This is a genomic window from Empedobacter sp. 225-1 (assembly GCF_030328185.1).
In the GTDB taxonomy this organism is placed as follows: domain Bacteria; phylum Bacteroidota; class Bacteroidia; order Flavobacteriales; family Weeksellaceae; genus Empedobacter; species Empedobacter stercoris.
In genome coordinates, this window is sequence record NZ_JACALO010000077.1 from 1 (window position 1) to 2,572 (window position 2,572).

General features: G+C 30.2%; 3 protein-coding genes and 1 pseudogene. 3 read left to right on the plus strand and 1 reads right to left on the minus strand.

Translation table 11 applies throughout. The features are described 5' to 3' along the window. Positions 1–348: 348 nt before the first annotated feature. Positions 349–654, plus strand: coding sequence for a DUF4304 domain-containing protein (locus HX088_RS13735; protein ID WP_286484465.1), 306 nt, complete (start codon positions 349–351; stop codon positions 652–654). Positions 655–796: 142 nt separating this feature from the next. Next, positions 797–1,015, plus strand: coding sequence for a hypothetical protein (locus HX088_RS13740; RefSeq protein ID WP_286484467.1), 219 nt, complete (start codon positions 797–799; stop codon positions 1,013–1,015). Between the two features lie 137 nt (positions 1,016–1,152). Here the strand turns inward: HX088_RS13740 and HX088_RS13745 are convergent. Then, positions 1,153–1,473: pseudogene (locus HX088_RS13745) on the minus strand (transposase); the annotation flags it as partial. 440 nt (positions 1,474–1,913) lie between these two features. Here HX088_RS13745 and HX088_RS13750 point away from each other — a divergent pair. After that, positions 1,914–2,471 carry a transposase gene (locus tag HX088_RS13750; protein WP_286484469.1) on the plus strand — a complete coding sequence of 186 codons (558 nt, stop codon included), beginning with the start codon at positions 1,914–1,916 and terminating at the stop codon, positions 2,469–2,471. Positions 2,472–2,572: the final 101 nt, after the last annotated feature.

The window sequence follows — 2,572 nt, forward strand, 5'->3', positions numbered from 1 at the left end:
ACGGCGATAAAAGTTATCGGGTGGAACTAACCGCTCTAAACTTAGTTCGTAAAATAATTGTGGGGTAAATTCTTTTCGTCCTTGCATACTACAAGATCCGAATTTTTTTTTATTTTTGAGTTGTGCAACAAGCACACTGTATTGGCGAAATGGCGGGTTAAGGGAGAAATTGAAAGTTTCTCCTTTTTTTGTCGCAACAGCCTTTTATATTTCCTTTTTTCATAAATTTAGAAAATAATAAAAGGCTGTTGCTTAGCTTAGTGTAAAATTGAAAGTTTTGGCTTTCTAATCCGCCACTATCACCAATACGCGGCCCGTTAGCCGTAATTGTACAAAAACTTCCTGTCAATGATAAGTTCCGAAGAATTTAAAAAACAGATTTCAAAGCCATTATCCGAAAAATTAAAAGAGTTAGGTTTTAAAGGAAGTGGATCTAACTATAAAAAAGAAAACGTAAATTTTATATACACAATCGGAATTCAAGCAAATCGATATGGAGGAAGTTGTTGTGTCGAATTAGGAATTCACCCAAAAGAAATAATTGAAAATTTTGGACACGAAATTGACCTCAAAAAATTAAAATATTACGACTGCGAATTTCGAACAAGACTAACAAGAATTGTGAGTAAAAAAATGGTGGAGTTTATCGAATAAAAAAATTGATAATCAATGGTGGGAATATTCAAATTCAGAAAAAGAAAACATAAAAACTTCTGAAAACATTTTTGAATCTGTAAAAACTCAAGCAATTCCAATAATTGAATTATTTGAAAGTGAAAATTACATTTTTGACAATTTGGACAAAGACGATTTAACTAATCCAAAGAATAAAATTGGTGGGCTAAATTTAATTGGAACTGAAATGAGATTAATTTGGGCATTATCTAAAATCTATGAAAAAAGGAATCCACAAAAAGCGCTTGAGTATGCAAAAATTGGACTGAATAAATTAGAAAAAAATGATAATTTTTTAGGTAGAATAGATTTTGAAAACATAATAAACAACTACGGCTAACATTGGTAACTGTTGCACAACTCCAATTTTTATAAAAATTTAAAATATTTGACCTCGTTTAAGCCATTTTAAGCGAGGTTTATTTTTAGAGAAATATATTAAATTGTAAAATTATAGGGGTTTAAAAACGCACTTTTTTAAGTTGTGAAGGAGTACTTTTGTAAAAAGCTGTATTTCCCTTGTTTTAGGGAAACAACTTGGGCTAAAACACTCGGGATTTTGAAAATAAAGCGCAGGTATTTCTTCAAGTTGTAAGATAAACTTGACATCAAAACGTGTTTATTGGCTTGTGCCATTCCTCTGCTGTTGATTCGTTTCATATTAAAAAAGTTAATCAACGTTCCTAAAACGGGTTCTACTGTAGCACTTCGTCGTTTTACTAACCTGCGGTGATATGCTTTGTTTTGGGTGAGTTTTTCGTGCATTTTATCGTACAAAGGTTTGTGAATGCTTTCTTGACCTTGAGTGCCATAGTATTTTTGAGTGGATTTGTACAAAAATTGTAAATCTAATGCTTGATTTACACGGCGATAAAAGTTATCGGGTGGAACTAACCGCTCTAAGTTTAGTTCGTAAAATAATTGTGGGGTAAATTCTTTTCGTCCTTGCATACTACAAGATCCGAATTTTTTTTATTTTTGAGTTGTGCAACAATCACATAGTATTGGCAAAATGCGGGGTGAAACGCAAGTTGAAAAATTTGTAATATTTATTCGCCGAATGCTTTTCAATTCTGCGATTTTTTGTAAGTTAGCAGAAGTGAAAAAGCATTCGCTACGTTTCTGAATTCTTGAACTTTCAGCCCTTCGAATTACCGCAATTCGTTAATCTACAGCTTGTTAGATGTGGTTGCGCCAAAACAATGGAAAAGCCAACAAAATATAATTAAAGACATTTTATGAAAAATATTTTACTACTATCATCAGTGATTCTATCATCATTTACTTATTCACAAACAAACAATGATTTAAAAACTGAAATTGAAAAAATTAAAAATGATATTGTTGAACTTAAAACAGAAATTCAATCTGTAAAATCTCACAATATGTATCTAAAAAAATCTTTAGATATAAACACACCTATTCTAGAAGTAAAAAATAATAATAACGAATATAGAATTACCAAGGTAATAGGAAACAAGAATGAAAAATCAATTTCACTAAATTTTCTTATCGAATCAAAGGATGAAAATAAGACATCAATACTTGATGATTTTTCAATAGTTGATCTAAACGGGAATGAATATAAATTCGATTTTAATAAATCTTCATATACATATCCAAAACTTTCTGTTAATGTTCCACTAAATATTAAAGCAACCTTTAAAGACGTCAATGAAGAAATTAAAATCATTAAATTATTTAAATTCAAAACACGAAATGAACCCGAAAATAACACATTGAATTTCAATAAATCAGCACAAGAGTTTAGAGATTTAAATGTAATTTGGGAATAAATAAAGATTGCGACTACAGCTAACAAGGGTAACTGTTGCACAACTCCAATTTTCGATTTCAGTTAGACAAAAAAACAAAGAATTGAGCTACATTGGAAACG